Here is a 16943-nt window from a genome sequence, read left to right as displayed (position 1 = left end):
AAGAAACAGTGAGTATCAATCCCACGACCGAAGAGTCGGACGCCGGCGCGTACAGTTTCGCGGACATCGAAGCGAAATGGCCCTCGGTGTGGGAGAAGCTCGACACCTTCACCCCGGTTGACGACGGGAGCAGGAAACGCCGCTACGTCCTCGACATGTTCCCCTATCCGTCCGGCGACCTCCACATGGGACACGCGGAAGCTTTTGCCATGGGAGACGTCGTCGCCCGTTACTGGCGTCAGCTCGGCTATGACGTCCTGCACCCGATCGGCTGGGACTCCTTCGGGCTGCCCGCCGAGAACGCGGCGATCAAGCACAACGCCCACCCCAGCGAGTGGACCTACGCGAACATCGACACGCAGGCAGCGTCCTTCAAGCGCTACGCCATCAGTGCTGACTGGTCCCGCCGGGTTCACACCTCGGACCCCGAGTACTACCGGTGGACACAGTGGCTTTTCCTGCGGTTCTTCGAGAAGGGTCTCGCGTACCGCAAGGACCACCCGGTGAACTGGTGCCCCAGGGACCAGACGGTGCTCGCCAACGAGCAGGTGGTGAACGGTGCCTGTGAGCGGTGCGGGAGCCCGGTCACCAAGAAGAGCCTCAACCAGTGGTACTTCCGCATCACTGACTACGCCGACCGGCTGCTCGAGGACATGGAGCCCCTGACGGGACACTGGCCGGACCGGGTGCTGGCAATGCAGCGGAACTGGATCGGCCGCTCTGAAGGTGCCCACGTGACCTTCACCATCGAAGCCGACGGCGACCTGCCGGCGACCGACGTCACCGTCTTCACCACCCGGCCGGACACCCTGCACGGCGCCACCTTCTTCGTTGTCGCCGCCGACGCACAGCTGGCCGCTGATCTCGCCACCCCCGAGCATGCTTCCGCCCTCGCCGAATACCGGGAGAGCGTGAATGCGCTCAGCGATATCGAGCGCCAGTCCACCGAACGGGAGAAGACGGGCGTCTTCACCGGGCGCTACGCCGTGAATCCCCTCAACGGCGAGAAGCTGCCCGTCTGGGCGGCAGATTATGTACTCGCGGACTACGGTACGGGCGCCATCATGGCCGTTCCCGCCCATGACCAGCGGGACCTCGACTTCGCGCGTGCCTTCGACCTGCCCGTCCGCATGGTGGTGGACACAGGCGAAGAGGACCCGGCGGTCACGGGCATGGCGACCACCGGCGAGGGGACGCTGGTCAACTCCGGCGAGCTGAACGGGCTCGGCAAGGAGGCAGCCATTGAGCGCGCGATCGAACTCGTCGCGGCCCAGGGCACCGGCGAGCGCACAGTGAACTACCGGCTGCGGGACTGGCTGTTGTCCCGGCAGCGCTTCTGGGGCACGCCCATCCCGATCATTCACTGCCCGGCATGCGGTGAGGTTCCGGTTCCTGATGAGCAGCTGCCGGTGCGCCTCCCCAGCAACCTTCGCGGGGAAGACCTGGCACCCAAGGGAACGTCACCGCTGGCCGCTGCGACGGACTGGGTCAACGTGCAGTGCCCGCAGTGCTCAGGACCCGCCACACGGGACACCGACACGATGGACACATTCGTCGACTCGTCCTGGTACTACCTCCGATTCGTCGACCCGCAGTCCACGGACGCGCCGTTCGACTCCGGGAAGGTCAACCAGTGGTTGCCGGTCGGCCAGTACGTCGGCGGTGTGGAGCACGCCATCCTGCACCTGCTCTACAGCCGGTTCTTCACCAAGGTCCTGTTCGATCTGGGCCTGGTCAACTTCACGGAGCCGTTCTCGGCGTTGCTCAACCAGGGCCAGGTCCTCAACGGCGGCAAGGCCATGAGCAAATCGCTGGGCAACGGCGTCAACCTGGGCGAACAGCTCGACCGTTACGGCGTCGATGCAATCCGGCTGACCATGGTGTTTGCCTCCCCACCGGAAGATGACGTCGACTGGGCCGATGTATCGCCGTCGGGTTCGGCCAAGTTCCTCGCCCGTGCCTGGCGCCTCGGTGCCGACGTAACGTCCGAACCGGGCGCTGATCCAGAGTCGGGGGACCGGGCGCTGCGTTCGGTTACGCACCGGACCGTGGCAGATGCCGCAGACCTGCTGAAGAACAACAAGTTCAACGTCGTGGTCGCGAAGGTCATGGAACTGGTGAACGCTACCCGCAAGGCGATCGACTCGGGAGTTGGAGGCGCGGATCCGGCTGTCCGTGAGGCAGCGGAGACCACCGCCATCATCCTGAGTCTCTTTGCGCCGTACACCGCAGAGGATCTGTGGGAACGGCTCGGTCACCCCGCCTCGGTGGCGGCGGCCGGCTGGCCCGCTGTGGATGAGTCGCTGCTGGTTCAGGACACGGTCACGGCCATTGTGCAGGTACAGGGTAAGGTGCGCGACCGCCTCGAAGTACCGGCCGACATCACCGAAGATGCCCTGCGTGAGCTGGCACTCGGAACCGCGCAGGTGCAGCGGACGCTGGCGGGCAGGGACATTCGGACGGTCATCGTCCGGGCGCCGAAACTGGTGAACATCGTTCCGGCCTGATCGGTCGGGGAGAGAATCTCACCGTGGCCTGGTTTGATCGCCGAGCGAGCCGCACCATCGTCGGGACAGGGGCAACGCCTGAACCGACGACGGCGGTCGTCACGGATTCCGCTGCCGCCTTCCCGCAGGCGTGGATAACCGGGCCTGGTCCTGCCGCGGGCGTCACCATTGTCCCCATGCCGGTGATCATCTCGGACCGCCATTACGGCGAGGGCGCGGATAACCTGCTGGAGCCGCTGTCGGTAGCGCTGGCCGAGGGGTCGGAAGTGCGAACGTCGCGCCCGTCGCCGGGTCACTTCCAGAGCGTGTACAGGCGCCTGGAACGGGAGGGCGCGAACGAGATTGTCTCCATCCACCTCTCCGGGAAACTATCCGGAACGGTTGAGGCCGCCCGTTGGGCAGCGCGCACAGTTTCCGTTCCTGTTCACGTGGTCGATAGCAGGACCGTTGGAATGGCGCAGGGGTGCGGGGTCGCCGCAGCGGTCCTCGCGCTACAGGACGGTGCCACCGCATTAGAGGCAGCCGACCGCGCCGCAGCCACGTGCGGGCGGACGAGCGTGTTGTTCTATGTTCCGAGCCTTGAGCAATTGCGCCGGGGCGGCCGAATAGGTGCGGCGGCGGGGTTCTTCGGGAACCTGCTCGCGGTAAAACCGCTTTTGACCGTGAGGAACGGAGCGATCGAGCCCCTGGAGAAGGTGCGCACGGCCGTTCGGGCCAGGCAGCGCCTCGACGAACTGGTGAGCGAAGACCTCCAGCGCCGCCCACGCGGCAGCATTGCGGCGTTCCACTACTTTGGCAACCGGGCGGACGCGGAAGCCGCAGCCTCCCGCGTGCCTGAGGATGCCGATGCCGTACTGACCCAATTACCGGCCGTTCTCGCCGCCCACACCGGGCTGGGCGTTCTGGCGGTCGCTATCTCCGATCCGTTGATACCGTCGCCCGCCTGATCTTTCGCTCCACATTCGCAGGGATGAATGCGAATTGTGCACATAAGGACCGGGTGCGGCCGCCGGAGGAGGTGACGTCCATACGCTGATCCCATGGCAAGGCACCGCTGGGCGACGGGGGAGCGCATCTCCGCCCCGGACCGGCTGGAGCGTGTCCTCCAACTCAGTCGCGCACCGGATTCGGACGCCGAACGGGACTGGGGAGAGATTCACAGCGGTGAGGACCGCGCGTATGACGAAGGTCCTTTTGATCCCATCCATCCTCCCGCACACGGCGCCGGTCCCGAGGATAGCCAACGTCGGCGTTCCGGCAGACGCTGGGTAGCTACGCGCCGTGCGGCGTTGCTGGCCGCGGGCTGCGCCCTCGCGGTCGGAGGCTGGCAATTTGTCAACGCCGACCGGGGATCCACTGAAGTAGTTCCGATCGGCCCGCCCTCGGCGACCGGCGCGCCGGCCGGCGCGGACCCTTCCGCTGAAGCTGCTCCACCTGCGGAAGGGGAGCAGGCAGTTCCCCAGCCGGGCGAGGGCGAGGGGGCGGATGATGCAGACGCAGGGACCGTCGTCGTACATGTTGCTGGGGCGGTGCAGGCACCCGGCGTCGTAGAGGCGGCTGCCGGGTCACGGGTCTTCGAGGTGTTGGAGAAGGCCGGAGGGGCGCTGCCGGACGCGGAGCTCGCTGCTGTCAACCTCGCTGCCGTAGTTCAAGATGGGCAGCAGATCGTCATTCCCCGCGTCGGAGAACCGGTACCGCCGGTTGATGCTGCCCCAGCGCCGGACTCCGCGACCGGGAGCGGACTCACGAATCTCAACACCGCCGATGTCACCGAGCTGGAGGAGCTCCCCAGGGTAGGGCCGGTCCTGGCCGAGCGCATTGTGGAGTGGCGCGCCCAGCACGGCCCCTTCGCGCAGCCGGAAGACCTTGACGCCGTGCCCGGAATAGGTCCGGCGATGCTCGAATCCTTGCTGCCGCTGGTGACGGTCTGAATGGGACGCACCGAGTCAGCGCCGTGGGAGCGCTTCGTCCATTCCGCAGCCCGCACGCAGCCACACACCCTGCACGCCGGGGCGGCACAGCAGGGACGGGAGAGCGGACGACGGACTGGACGGGCTGCCCAGGGGCGGACAAAGCCAGTCGAAGCCAGGCAGAGTCCCGCGCGGGACCTCCGGCTTCTTCCGGCGGCGGCTGCTGCGTGGGGCACTGCGGCGCTCGCGATCCGGCTGGACGCACAGGGTGCGCTGCTGCTCGGCAGCCTGCTTGTGCTGGGCACCCTGTGCTGCGCCGCCGTCGCTGTAGTGAGCAGGAGAAAGAACCCGGCAGCGCAGGTGTTACTCCTTGCTCTCGCTGTGGCAGCCATGGTGTGCGTTCCCGCAGCCGCGCACCTGGAACAGCGCTACTCTCCCTCACTGAGCGCCGCCATCTCAGCCCAGGCACAGGTCACGGCCACACTTCGGGCTACCGCGGATCCGCGGGAAGCCTCAACCGCCGGTCCGGACGGGGCTCCACGATGGCTCCTTGAAGCGGAGCTTCTCGATGGGACCTTCAACGGATCGCGATTTACCTCAAGCACGCCGGTTGTGGTGCTTGGCGGTCCGGAGTGGAGTTCCATCACTCACGGGGACGTCCTGCGGACGGCAGGGAAGCCGCTGGCCACAGATCCGGGCGATCGTGCGGAAGCACTGCTGATCGCGACGAGAGGCCCTGCACGGCTCGAGGAGCAGCCCGCGGCAGGATCACCAATTGAGCGGTTAAGGCAGCAATTCCTGTCTCTATCCTCTTCCACTGGTGTACCTGACGATGGTCTGATGCCGGGCATGGTCATCGGCGCCCGATCCTCGGTGAGCCAGGACCTCGTGGAGACGATGAAGGCAACCGGCCTGACTCATCTCACGGCGGTATCGGGGGCCAACTGCAGTTACGTGCTCGCTTTCGTCTTTGTCCTCTGCAGGGGATGCAGGCTTCCACAGTGGGCCGCCGCCGTCGCCGGTATTGCAGCTCTTGTAGGGTTCGTCCTGCTCGTCCGGCCGGAGCCCAGTGTCCTCCGGGCCGCCGTCATGGGCGCGATCGGTGTGCTCGCCGTTCTCAGCGGACGCGGCCGGCTTTCCATGACACTGCTGTTCCTTTCCATTGCTGCCCTGCTGGCCGTGGACCCCTGGCTGAGCGTCGAATACGCGTTCATCCTGTCCGTTGCCGCCACCTGCGGGTTGGTGCTTGTCGGTCCGCTCATTGCGGTGCGTTTGGCGGTATGGCTACCGACGTGGGCAGCGCAGCTGGTTGCCGTTCCACTCTCAGCCCAACTCTTCTGTTCTCCGGTGCTGGCGCTCATTCAGCCGAGCTTGCCGACGTACTCGTTGCCTGCGAACATCGCGGCCTCACCGCTGGTTCCCTTCATCACCATCACCGGGATGGTGTCGGTTGTACTCGTGGCACTGGCGCCATGGGCAGCTATGCCTTTTGCAGTCGGGGCAGGATGGGTGGCAGCGGGTGTCGCCCAAATCGCTCGATTCTTCGCCTCCGCCCCGTTTGCGGCGATACCCTGGCCGGCCGGAATTGGGGGCGTGGCCCTGACAACGCTGGCAAGCGCCGTCGTGCTGGCGGCTGTGGCGCAGGGCTCGGAGGTTGTTGCCGGAACGCGGGCTGTACTCATCAGAGCACGTCAGGCGGTTGCCAGTGAATGCGCCGGGCGGCCAGGAACGGTCACGTCCCGCCCGGTGATGCGTTCCGCGGTCTGGGTAGCGGGGGGCTGCATCCTCGGTGTCGCCGCCCTTTGGGTGTGGAACGGCGCCTACGGTCATCAAACCGAGGACTGGACGGTCGTCGCGTGCGACGTTGGCCAGGGAGATGGGCTTGCCGTCAGGACCGGTCCGCGCAGCGCCATGGTGTTCGACGCCGGACCTGAAGCCGCACTGATGGATGCCTGTCTCGACCGTCTGGGTGTGGATACGGTCGACGTGCTTGTATTGACCCACCTCCATGAGGACCACTACGGCGGAATTGCGGGGGTGTTCCAGGACCGCTCGGTTAACCGCCTGCTTTACTCAACGGCCGAGGAGTCCTTGCCTTCCATCGTGTCCGAGGTGACAGCCCGCGTCGGCATCACGGGCGAACAGGTAAGCGCCGGGGTTACAGGGAGCGTTGGCAACGTTGACTGGACCGTCCTGTGGCCCAAGCCTGGACCCGTCATGACCTCCGAGAATGATGCCTCCGCCGTTGTGCTCGTGACGGCGGCCGGAGACCGGGGAAGCCCCGGTCTCGACATACTGTTCACCGGTGATCTCGAGGAAGATGCCGCCCGCCGCTTCCTGGCCGGCCATGCCAAGCTCACTAACGTTGGGGTGGACGTCCTGAAGGTGGCGCACCATGGCGCCCGCAATGGTGGAGCGAGCATGATCGATGCATTCGCCCCGCAACTGGCGCTCATATCCGTCGGTAGCGGGAACGACTATGGCCACCCGCATCCCGAAACACTCGACGCGCTCGAGGCGGCGGGTGTGCAAGTTCTCCGTACAGACCTGAGCGGAACCATCCTGCTTTCCCTGGAGGGCAATGCCGTGCAGATCAAGGCCACGCGCTGAGCTTGGATGCTCCGCACGCCCATGGCAAAGTTGAGCCAGCCCATTCCTCATGATCAGGAGCCCGTCTGTGTCCCCAAGCCCTGCAATTTCGGTTGCTACAAGCTGGCGCGAGGTTGCCCCGGCACCTGTCATCCTGCTGCTCGGTCCGGAAGAGTACCTCGCCTCCCGCGGCTTCGAATCCGTTCGGCGGCGCATGCGGGAAGCTGAGCCCGACGCCGAGACAGTCCGTCTGGACGCCGCGCAGTATGAGGCCGGATCACTGATCGTGCTGGGCAGTCCGTCGCTCTTCGGGGGCACGCAGATCATCGAAGCCCGAGGGCTTGCCCAGATGAATGATGCGTTTCTGCAGGACGCGCTGGATTACATCACAGATCCCGCCCCGGATGTGGTGCTCGTCATGCACCATGCCGGTGGTACCCGCGCCAAGAAGCTGCTCGATGCACTGAAGGCAGGAAAGGCGGTCCTGGTCGAGTGCCAGCCCCTGAAGAAGGACTCCGACAAGGCTGAATTCGTTGCCGCGGAGTTCCGTTCCGCACGGCGCCGCATCGAGCCTGACGCAGTGCGCGCACTCGTCGCCGCGGTGGGGTCCAGCCTCTCCGAACTGGCGGCCTCCTGCCATCAACTCGCCTCGGATGCGGACGGAGTGATTTCCGCAGAAACGGTGGAGAAATACTATGGCGGCCGGATCGAGGCAACGGGTTTCAAAGTGGCTGACGCCGCCTTGGCCGGCCGCGGCGGACAGGCGCTCGCCATGCTTCGCCATGCGCTCTCGACCGGTGCCGACCCCGTGCCGCTGGTTGCGGCACTGGCCATGAAGCTCCGCGCCGTCGCGAAGATTTATGGAGTCAGGGGCAGTTCTGCCCAGCTGGCCAAGGAGTTAGGCATGGCACCTTGGCAGGTGGACCAGGCGCGGCGCGAAGCCCAACGGTGGACTCCCGAGGGTCTCAACCATTGCATTCAGGTCCTCGCGGAAGCTGATGCCCAGGTCAAGGGTGAGGCGAAGGATCCAATCTACGCGGTGGAGCGCGCAGTCACGGCCATAGCACTGGGTGGATCCGCAACGGGCGGATCCCGCTGATGGAGTTAGCCGCGGCCTGACAGCTGAATCGGCGACACAGGTTAAACAGCTGTGGCCGGCCCCTGGGGGCCGGCCACAGCACGCTGAAACTGAAGGGCAATCAGCCGAGGTTGTTAACCCTCTTGGCGATTCCCGACTTGCGGTTGGCTGCATTGTTCTTGTGCAGAACACCCTTGCTTACGGCCTTGTCCAACTTGCGGCCGGCAACGGCGAGCGCAGCCACCGCTGCATCCTTGTCGGAGGACTCGACAGCGGTGTTGACGGCGCGGATGGCCGTCTTCAGCTCGGACTTGACCGAGTTGTTGCGCTGACGCGCCTTCTCGTTGGTGAGAATGCGCTTCTTCTGGGACTTGATATTTGCCACGTATAAGACTCTCTTTGTATTGCGGACTGGTCGTGAGGGATTTTCGGTGCGGCCAGAGACTGAGCGGCGTGGGGATACCGTGGCGACCGAGCCGAAGTGCCCGTCGACCTGCGCGGACACACAGCTATATAGGCTACCAGAACTCGAGGGCCCTCGCCTCCAGAGCCCTGGTCGGCGATTCGCGAACGGCGGTTGACAGTCTTACTGTCCGGACGCGCGTTCCAGCCGGTACATGACGTTATCGAAGAGTTGACGGTCAAGGGTGGCGCCGATGCGCCGTACGTCCCGCGGGTTGATCGTGAGTAGACGGTCCAGGTAGACCTCGCTGGGCCTGCCCTGCTTGTCCCACGCGCCGCTCCCGATATCAACGTATCCATCATGTTGGTACTCGGCGTTGTTTCGGTCCCGAGAGGTGAGCGATGAGAGCGAGGAGAGCACCGCCGTCGCGCCCGATGATCAGAACGGGCCGGTCCTTACCCTGACTCGGGTCTTCCTCGTACGGCACCCACGTCCAGACGATCTCCCCGGGATCGGCGGTGTTCCCGGGCTGCGGGTTATAGCGGCCCTGAGGAGCGCTGCGGGCTCGGCGCGGACGGGTGGCGATCGACTTCAATGCCGATGCAGCAAAACGGAACAGTGACTGCCCGAGGGATGACATGGGGCCAGCGTACCCGCCAGATTGCAGGCTCGAGACGTCCCCATGGGAGAATGGGATCTGCACATTTCCGCGCGGTCTGCGGCGCCGGCGTCGTCGTTCTCCCGCGGACATCCCGAAGTCCCACAAAGTAAGAGGTACCGAGTGTCACCCATGGCCCGCACCGCTCCGGTGCCCTCCGCCACGGATCCCGCGATCATCAGGAACTTCTGCATCATCGCCCATATCGACCATGGCAAATCCACACTGGCCGACCGCATGCTCCAACTCACCGGCGTGGTGGAGCAGCGGGACATGAAGGCCCAGTACCTGGACCGCATGGATATCGAGCGTGAACGCGGGATCACCATCAAGTCACAGGCCGTGAGACTCCCTTGGGAACTTGACGGCGTGAGCCACGCCCTCAACATGATCGACACTCCAGGCCACGTGGACTTCACCTATGAGGTGTCACGATCGCTGGCCGCGTGCGAGGGGGCAATCCTCCTGGTGGATGCCGCACAGGGGATCGAGGCGCAAACCCTGGCCAACCTCTACCTCGCGATGGAAAACGATCTCACGATCATTCCCGTGCTGAACAAGATTGACCTGCCGGCGGCCCAGCCCGAGAAGTACGCGGCAGAGCTGGCGAACCTGATCGGCGGCAAGCCCGAGGACGTTCTGCTGGTTTCAGGAAAGACCGGCGTCGGAGTCGAAGCGCTGCTGGACAAGATTGTCCGTGACCTGCCCCCGCCCGTGGGCGACGCTGATGCACCGGCCCGGGCCATGATCTTCGACTCGGTTTACGACACCTACCGTGGCGTCGTGACGTATGTCCGGGTGGTCGACGGACACCTGAGCCCGCGTGAACGCATCCAGATGATGTCGACGCGTGCCAGCCATGAACTCCTCGAGATCGGTGTCAGTTCACCGGAGCCCACGCCGTCCAAGGGGCTGGGGGTTGGTGAAGTGGGCTACCTCATCACCGGCGTCAAGGACGTCCGCCAGTCCAAGGTCGGCGACACCGTCACCAACCTGGCAAAGCCTGCCGCGGCGTCCCTAAGCGGTTATGCGGATCCAAAACCGATGGTCTTTTCCGGCCTTTACCCTCTGGACGGCGCGGACTATCCGGTGCTTCGTGATGCGCTTGAAAAGCTCATGCTCAACGATGCCGCGCTCGTGTATGAGCCGGAGACCTCCGCCGCGCTGGGATTCGGTTTCCGGGTGGGTTTCCTCGGTCTGCTCCACCTGGAGATCACCCGCGAGCGCCTCGAACGTGAATACAACCTGAGCCTGATTTCCACTGCACCCAACGTCGAGTATGAAGTGACGCTCGAGGACAAGAACATCGTCCACGTCACCAATCCCAGCGAGTACCCCGTAGGCAAGATCGCGGAAGTCCGCGAACCGATGGTTTCTGCGACAATCCTCGCGCCCAACGAGTTCGTCGGCACCATCATGGAGCTGTGCCAGAGCCGGCGTGGCGTCATGGGCGGAATGGACTACCTGTCGGAGGATCGGGTGGAGATACGTTATCGGCTCCCGCTTGCCGAGATCGTCTTCGACTTCTTCGACATGCTCAAATCCAGGACCCGGGGGTATGCCTCGCTGGACTGGAAGGCCGACGGCGACCAGGTAGCTGATCTGGTCAAGGTCGACATCATGCTCCAGGGAGAGCAGGTCGATGCCTTCTCCGCCATCACGCACCGTGACAAGGCATATGCCTACGGCGTCATGATGACCGGAAAGCTACGTGAACTGATTCCTCGGCAGCAGTTTGAGGTTCCCATTCAGGCCGCGATCGGCGCGCGCATCATCGCGAGGGAAAACATCCGGGCCATCCGCAAGGACGTTCTGGCCAAGTGCTACGGCGGTGACATCACCCGGAAGCGCAAGCTGCTCGAAAAGCAGAAGGAAGGCAAGAAGCGCATGAAGATGGTGGGCCGCGTGGAGGTTCCCCAGGAAGCGTTCATCGCTGCGTTGTCGTCGGACGAGTCCAAGGACAAAGCCAAGAAGTGACTGCAGTACTCCGCCGGGAGCGCAACCATGCCTAGCGCACTGCCGCTCGGAGACCCGGCTCCGTCCGACGGCGTGTTGCCTCCGGCGGCGGCGGCCGGTGCGATCGATCGTGACTTCGGGCTGTACGTGCACATACCCTTCTGTGCTGTCCGCTGCGGTTACTGCGATTTCAACACGTACACAGCGGCCGAGCTTGGCGGGGGAGCGTCGCAGGCCAACTATGCGCTCTCTGTTCAGCGGGAACTCAACTTCGCTGCCGGGGTGTTGACCGCTTCCGGCGTTGCCGAGCGTCCGCTGAGTACTGTGTTTTTTGGTGGGGGAACGCCCACGCTCCTGCCGTCGCAGGACCTGGCGCAGGTGCTGCAGACCGCGAAGGACGTTTGGGGCCTGGCACCCGGAGCCGAGGTGACTACGGAAGCAAATCCCGACTCGGTAACTCCCGAATCGCTCGAGGAATTGGCCCGTGCGGGTTTCACCCGGGTGTCCTTCGGCATGCAGTCCGCGGTGCCGCACGTGCTGGCCGTACTGGATCGGACCCACTCGCCGGCGAGGGTGCCCCTTGCGGTCGAGTGGGCGCGCGCTGCCGGATTGAAGGTAAGCCTTGATCTGATCTATGGCACGCCCGGTGAGGAGCTCCAGGACTGGGAGACCTCCCTCGAAGCCGCGCTTGCCCTCGAGCCGGATCATCTGTCCGCATACGCTCTCATCATTGAGGACGGCACTGCGCTGGCGAGGCGGATGCGGCGCGGTGAGGTTCCAATGGTCGACGACGACGACCACGCCGACAAGTACGAACTTGCCGAAAAGATGCTCCAGTCAGCTGGAATGTCCTGGTATGAGGTGAGCAACTGGGCGCGTACCGAAGGGGATCAGTGCCGCCACAATATTGCCTACTGGAAAGGGCATGACTGGTGGGGTGCCGGTCCGGGGGCCCATTCTCATGTAGGCGGAACGCGCTGGTGGAACGTAAAGCATCCATCCGCCTACGCCCAGCGTCTGGGGGCAGACGCTTCACCGGCTGCGGGCAGGGAAATACTGGATGACAACGCCCGCTATGTCGAGGATGTCCTCCTGCGCAGCAGGCTTGCCGAGGGGTATCCGACTGCCGCACTGCAGCCGGAAGGACGCCGCGCGGTCGCCGGACTGATTGCCGACGGGCTGATCGAGCCCTCTGCGGCATTCAAGGGGACTGTGCGCCTGAGCGGGCGGGGGCGGCTGCTTGCTGACGCCGTCGTTCGCCGCCTCCTGCCCAACTGATCTTCTAGTGGAAGATACGCAGGTTGAACGGGTAGCGGTACGGCCGACCGCGGTTCACGTGGATTCCCGCCGCAACTGCGAACCCGGCGAGGGTCACCCAGATGAGGGCATTGAGGACTGCGAAGATCCCGCCGATTCCGGGTAGCAGGGACAACAGCAGGCAGACTGCCGCAGCAATGCTAGGGGGAAAGGTGAAGTTGAACGCTTCCTTCGATTCCTGTTCCGTGAAGGGCCCGCGGTCCCGGTAGATCAGGAAAATGATCAGTGACGGGACGAAGCCCAAAATTCCGAGGAAATGGGCGAGCGTTGCCCACTGCCGGTCCTCCGCCGGAGTCAGCGGTGGAGCGCTGGGACTGGCACCCTGGAATGCGGGGACATTGTCCGGGGGTGCAGGGCGTGACGACGCGTCACCGTGCCGGTCTGCGCTGTTAGACAACGAAACTTCCTTCAAACTGGAGGACTTCACCGCGCATTCGCGCAGAACTTACTTCCTAAGGGTACTTGGTGGACAGGTCGGACAGGGTCGCCCGCACCTGCCGGAGCCCGGCGCGCCTATGCGCCTGATCCCGGTATGGTCAGGAAATCGATGACTTCCTCGACGCGGGCCAGCAGTGACGGTTCGAGATCAGCATAGGTATTGACTCCGCCCAGGATGCGTTTCCAGCCGGCCGCAACATCTGCCTGGGTGGAGTGCGGCCAGCCCAGGCGGGTCAGGATCCCGGTTTTCCAGTCCTCGCCGCGGGGAATGACCGGCCACGCCTCGAGTCCGAGTGCACGCGGTTTCACGGCCTGCCAGACGTCGACGTAGGGGTGCCCCACGATCAGCACGTTGTGCGCAGCACCCGGTACCTTCATGGCTTCGGCCGCTATCCTGGCTTCCTTGGTACCCGGCAGAAGGTGGTCTACAAGGATGCCCAGACGGCGGCCGCTGGACGGTGCGAAATCACGCACCACGCCTGCAAGGTCATCGACCCCGTGCAACGGCTCGACGACGATGCCCTCGACCCGTAGATCGTCTCCCCATACTTTTTCCACGAGTTCAGCGTCGTGGCGGCCTTCAACCCAGATCCTGCTCGCCCGTGCAGTGCGTGCGCGCTGGCCCGCAACCCGAACGGAACCTGAAGCAGTCCGTTGTGATACCGCGGCCTGCTTCACGGCAGGAATCAGCTCAACGGGCGAACCTTCATAGTGGAAACCGAACCCGAGCGGGAACGTGCGCCGCTTGCCGCGGCGGTCCTCCAGGATCATCACGTGCATCCCTCCGGACTTCTCGGTGCGAAGGATCTCGCCCACGAACCCGCTTTGGACATCCTCAAGAACGACACCGGGGCGGGCCTCGATCTTCTCAATTACGGCGCGCCGGGGCTGGGAGAGGTCCTGTGCGCCCCACTGGTGATACGACATGTGACTTCTCTCGCTTCCGCAATCCCTGCCGTTCGGACAGGCAGAGCCAATGCTAACAATCGCCTCAGACGTATTAGACTTGGCACTTAGGCGTGTTGAGTGCTAACTCAAGAAGCGGGCAGCGAAGTACATCGGAGGTGAACATGAGTGAGCCCAGGCGGCTTGAAGTCCTGCGAGCCATCGTTGAGGATTACGTTCATTCCCGTGAGCCGGTGGGGTCCAAGGCTCTGGTTGAACGCCACAAGCTGGGTGTCTCCTCGGCGACTATCCGCAACGATATGGCGCTTCTGGAAGAAGAAGGCCTTATTACCGCCCCGCACACCAGTTCCGGCCGTATCCCCACAGATAAGGGTTACCGCCTGTTCGTTGACCGGATCGCCGAGGTGAAGCCGCTGTCGGCACCGGAGAAGCGGGCTATCCGGGCGCTGCTGGAAAACGCGGAAGATCTCGATGACGTCCTGGACCGCACCGTTCGACTGCTCGCGCAGCTCACCAATCAGGTGGCCGTGGTGCAGTACCCGCACCTGGGCGCGGCGTCCGTCCGCCACATCGAGTTCGTCCTGCTCGCACCGACCCGCGTGCTTGTGGTGCTCATTTCCACCAACGGAGCGGTACAGCAGCGGGTAGTGCCCGTCCCCGCCGATGCGACCGAGACTGCACTTGCGGAGCTGCGTCAGCGCTTCCTTGAGAAAGTGTCGGGCGTGCGGCTGCCGTCGGTACCGCAGGAACTTGGCGCCTGCGCTGCGGAGCTTTCCCCAGCGCTGCAGCCGCTGGGCCAGGCACTTGCACACGGTCTGGAACAGTTGTCGGCTGCCAACCGCGAGGATCGCATTGTGTTGGCCGGCACGGCCAACCTTGCCCGTTCGACGCTGGACTTTCCCCTCACCATCGGCCCCGTCCTGGAAGCACTTGAAGAACAGGTAGTCATGCTTCGCCTCCTTTCGGAGATGGAGCAGGACGCACTCGGTGTCTCTGTCCGCATAGGTCGGGAAAACCCTTACGGCGGTCTCGCCGAGGCGTCCGTGATTGCCACCGGCTACGGACCGGACGCGCTGGCGAAGGTGGGGGTACTCGGACCCACCAGAATGGATTACCCCACCACCATGGCTGCCGTCAGAGCGGTAGCCCGTTACCTTTCCCGCATCCTCGATGAATCGTGACCGGATGACGGATCCCATGAACAGCAGCCGCTCACGCGGTGAGATAACAGGAAGTGATGTGCAGGAGTGAGTAATCACTACGATGTCCTTGGCGTTGCACGCGATGCCAGCGGCGAAGAAATCAAGAAGGCGTACCGCAAGCTCGCCCGCAAACTCCACCCGGACGTCAACGTCGGCCCTGAAGCGGCTGAGGAGTTCAAGCTGGTCACCCGCGCATACGAGGTGCTTTCGGATCCGCAGAAGCGGCGCGTCTATGACACCACCGGAAACGAAAACGGCACCGACAACGGGTTCGGCGGCGGCTATGCCGGCCCGGGCTTCGCCTTCCACGACATTTTCGAGACCTTCTTCGGAGGAGGCGGTCCCAGCGGTCCGCCGTCACGTACCCAGCGCGGCCAGGATGCCCTCATCGCCGTCCGTATCGATCTGAAGGATGCGGTCTTCGGCTCCAACAAGAAGATCGAAGTGGACTCTGCGGCAGTATGCCCCACCTGTGACGGATCCTGCACACAGCCCGGGACGTCGCCGAGAACCTGCGATATTTGCGGTGGGTCCGGGCAGGTCCAGCGCGCGGTCCGGTCCATCCTGGGCCAGGTTATGACGACGGCGACCTGCGGCACCTGCCAGGGGTACGGAACCGTCATCCCGCACCCCTGCAACGAGTGCAACGGGGACGGGCGTATACGATCACGCCGCAGCCTGACGATCAAGGTGCCCGCCGGTGTTTCAACGGGTACGCGAATCCAGCTTTCGGGTCAGGGGGAGGCAGGCACGGCGGGCGGCCCCCAGGGGGACCTTTACGTCGAAATCCGGGTCAACAGCGACCCGACCTTCCTGCGGGAGGGCGACGACCTTCACGCCACCTTGAGCGTGCCCATGACAGCGGCAGCTCTCGGCACCACCGTGACCATGACCAGCTTCGACGGTGATCAGGAACTCACGATCAAGTCCGGTACCCAGTCCGGCGAAGTGATCGCGCTCAAAGGTCTTGGAGTTACGCATCTGCGCGGATATGGCAGGGGAGATCTCCTGGTACACCTGAGCGTCGAGACCCCCCGGAACCTCGACGGCGCTCAGGAGGAGCTCCTTCGACGTCTGGCGGAAATGCGCGGCGAACAGTTCGCCGAAGGTCAGCTGGCCAGCAGCGGATCAGGGGTATTCGCCCGCTTGCGCGAGCGCCTCGGAAATCTCTGAGCGGTAGCCCGGACCATGACCAACCAGGCTTTCTTCGGTCAACCCGAAGACGTTCAAAGCGCTGTCACCGGCGCAAGCATCACCCTGCGAGGTCAGGAAGCCCATCACGCTGCAACCGTGAAGCGTGTGGTTCCCGGAGAAACGATCGACGTGGTGGACGGGCAGGGGCACCGTCTGAGCTGCACCGTCGTCGATGCGGCGCCTGCCGCCGTCGTAGTGACGGTGGACAGGATCTCCTTCGATCCACTCCCTGAAATCCGCATTGTCCTGGTCCAGGCCCTGGCGAAGGGGGACCGCGCGGAGCTGGCAGTCGAGGCAGCTACCGAACTCGGCGTTGACGCTGTTCTGCCCTGGCAGGCAGACCGCAGCATTGTGCGGTGGCGTGCCGACAAAGCTGTAAAGGGACGCGCGAAGTGGGAAGCCCTGGTCCGTACCGCGTCGAAGCAAAGTCGGCGCACCCGGGTTCCGGACGTCCTCGATGTGCTGGACAGCCGGGGCCTCGGGCGATGGCTTGACGGCGTTAATCACCCGATCCTGCTCCACGAGGAAGCGCAAGAATCTCTCGCGGGTTACTGGAACCGTGACCCGGGAGGCAGAAAAGGGACGCTGGCCGTAATCGTGGGCCCGGAAGGGGGAGTCGCCCCGCAGGAGGTCGAGCTGTTCGCCGACCACGGAGCCTTGCCGGTCCAGCTCGGAAATAACGTCCTGCGCGCCTCGACGGCCGGGCCGGCAGCGCTTGCTGTGCTCAACCAGCTCTCCGGCCGCTGGTAGCCCTCGGATTTCCGGCAGCTAACGGCTGATAGCCG

Annotated in this window: 14 protein-coding genes; 10 read left to right on the top strand and 4 right to left on the bottom strand. The window is 64.5% G+C overall.

The genetic code is table 11. The features are described 5' to 3' along the window. Positions 1 to 8: 8 nt before the first annotated feature. From leuS to holA, 5 genes are all read left to right on the top strand, one after another. Entirely contained in the window at positions 9 to 2507 is a 2499-nt protein-coding gene (gene leuS, locus AC4D2M_RS10075) for a leucine--tRNA ligase (protein ID WP_490891623.1), read from the top strand. Between the two features lie 23 nt (positions 2508 to 2530). Next, a complete protein-coding gene (locus tag AC4D2M_RS10070; protein WP_490891622.1) occupies positions 2531 to 3454 on the top strand; it encodes a DegV family protein in 924 nt (307 codons plus the stop codon). Positions 3455 to 3547: 93 nt separating this feature from the next. Continuing rightward, the gene (locus AC4D2M_RS10065) at positions 3548 to 4438 is read left to right on the top strand and encodes a ComEA family DNA-binding protein (protein ID WP_490891621.1); all 891 of its coding nucleotides are present in this window, start codon (positions 3548 to 3550) and stop codon (positions 4436 to 4438) included. Further along, entirely contained in the window at positions 4439 to 7027 is a 2589-nt protein-coding gene (locus tag AC4D2M_RS10060; RefSeq protein ID WP_490891620.1) for a ComEC/Rec2 family competence protein, read from the top strand. Between the two features lie 49 nt (positions 7028 to 7076). After that, complete coding sequence (holA, locus tag AC4D2M_RS10055; protein WP_490891618.1) at positions 7077 to 8105, top strand: DNA polymerase III subunit delta; 1029 nt, start codon at positions 7077 to 7079, stop codon at positions 8103 to 8105. A 100-nt stretch (positions 8106 to 8205) separates the two neighbouring features. On the opposite strand, the gene rpsT is transcribed toward holA, so the two are convergent. Then, positions 8206 to 8469, bottom strand: coding sequence for a 30S ribosomal protein S20 (gene rpsT, locus AC4D2M_RS10050; RefSeq protein WP_490891617.1), 264 nt, complete (start codon positions 8467 to 8469; stop codon positions 8206 to 8208). Between the two features lie 201 nt (positions 8470 to 8670). Further along, positions 8671 to 8907: a hypothetical protein gene (locus AC4D2M_RS10045; protein WP_490891616.1), complete on the bottom strand. Its 237-nt coding sequence runs from the start codon at positions 8905 to 8907 to the stop codon at positions 8671 to 8673. A gap of 361 nt (positions 8908 to 9268) precedes the next feature. Here AC4D2M_RS10045 and lepA point away from each other — a divergent pair, with 361 nt between their 5' ends. Together lepA and hemW are read left to right on the top strand one after the other, a co-directional pair. Next, positions 9269 to 11122, top strand: coding sequence for a translation elongation factor 4 (lepA, locus tag AC4D2M_RS10040; protein ID WP_490891615.1), 1854 nt, complete (start codon positions 9269 to 9271; stop codon positions 11120 to 11122). A gap of 27 nt (positions 11123 to 11149) precedes the next feature. Further along, positions 11150 to 12379 carry a radical SAM family heme chaperone HemW gene (gene hemW / locus AC4D2M_RS10035; RefSeq protein WP_490891614.1) on the top strand — a complete coding sequence of 410 codons (1230 nt, stop codon included), beginning with the start codon at positions 11150 to 11152 and terminating at the stop codon, positions 12377 to 12379. Positions 12380 to 12383: 4 nt separating this feature from the next. On the opposite strand, the gene AC4D2M_RS10030 is transcribed toward hemW, so the two are convergent. Beyond that, positions 12384 to 12815, bottom strand: coding sequence for a DUF4870 domain-containing protein (locus AC4D2M_RS10030; RefSeq protein WP_490891612.1), 432 nt, complete (start codon positions 12813 to 12815; stop codon positions 12384 to 12386). Between the two features lie 116 nt (positions 12816 to 12931). Then, positions 12932 to 13783 carry a DUF3097 domain-containing protein gene (locus tag AC4D2M_RS10025; protein ID WP_490891611.1) on the bottom strand — a complete coding sequence of 284 codons (852 nt, stop codon included), beginning with the start codon at positions 13781 to 13783 and terminating at the stop codon, positions 12932 to 12934. Between the two features lie 143 nt (positions 13784 to 13926). Between AC4D2M_RS10025 and hrcA the strand changes: the two genes are divergently transcribed. From hrcA to AC4D2M_RS10010, 3 genes are all read left to right on the top strand, one after another. Further along, positions 13927 to 14943 carry a heat-inducible transcriptional repressor HrcA gene (gene hrcA, locus AC4D2M_RS10020; protein ID WP_490891608.1) on the top strand — a complete coding sequence of 339 codons (1017 nt, stop codon included), beginning with the start codon at positions 13927 to 13929 and terminating at the stop codon, positions 14941 to 14943. A gap of 66 nt (positions 14944 to 15009) precedes the next feature. Further along, positions 15010 to 16137: a molecular chaperone DnaJ gene (gene dnaJ, locus AC4D2M_RS10015; RefSeq protein ID WP_490891607.1), complete on the top strand. Its 1128-nt coding sequence runs from the start codon at positions 15010 to 15012 to the stop codon at positions 16135 to 16137. 15 nt (positions 16138 to 16152) lie between these two features. Next, positions 16153 to 16908, top strand: a complete 756-nt coding sequence (locus tag AC4D2M_RS10010; RefSeq protein ID WP_490891606.1) for a 16S rRNA (uracil(1498)-N(3))-methyltransferase — start codon at positions 16153 to 16155, stop codon at positions 16906 to 16908. Positions 16909 to 16943: the final 35 nt, after the last annotated feature.

The sequence above is a fragment of the Arthrobacter sp. TJ-270 genome, assembly GCF_058269075.1.
Note: the sequence above shows the minus strand (reverse complement) of the source record. Positions and strands in the feature narration are given on the sequence as shown.